This window comes from Sporosarcina koreensis (assembly GCF_001531445.1).
In the GTDB taxonomy this organism is placed as follows: Bacteria; Bacillota; Bacilli; order Bacillales_A; family Planococcaceae; genus Sporosarcina; species Sporosarcina koreensis_C.
The window spans coordinates 1-243 of the sequence record NZ_LQYA01000279.1; the positions used below are offsets into that span (position 1 = coordinate 1).

Annotated in this window: 1 protein-coding gene; it reads right to left on the reverse strand. The window is 32.1% G+C overall.

The window, feature by feature from the left end; genetic code table 11:
- Positions 1–235, reverse strand: a 235-nt coding sequence (locus tag AWV70_RS21940; RefSeq protein WP_201024451.1) for a plasmid recombination protein, incomplete at its 3' end; no start/stop codon positions are given.
- Between the last annotated feature and the right edge of the window lie 8 nt (positions 236–243).

Sequence of the window (243 nt, forward strand, 5' to 3'; positions counted from 1 at the left end):
CCAGTACCGCATCTTTTCGGGTTTTTCTTATACCCGTTTTTTGTGATTCAATAATTTCTTTTACTCGCTCGTTATAATCAATATTTCCATCATTTATAAAATCGTAATTTTCATTTGATTTGTCTTTATCAATATCGGGGTTCGTCTTACTTTCCCTCTCTCTTTGATTGTGAAATTGAATCCCTTTTAAATCATGGGACTTCATTTTTTGCATTCTACAAACTGCATAGCTCATCATTTTTC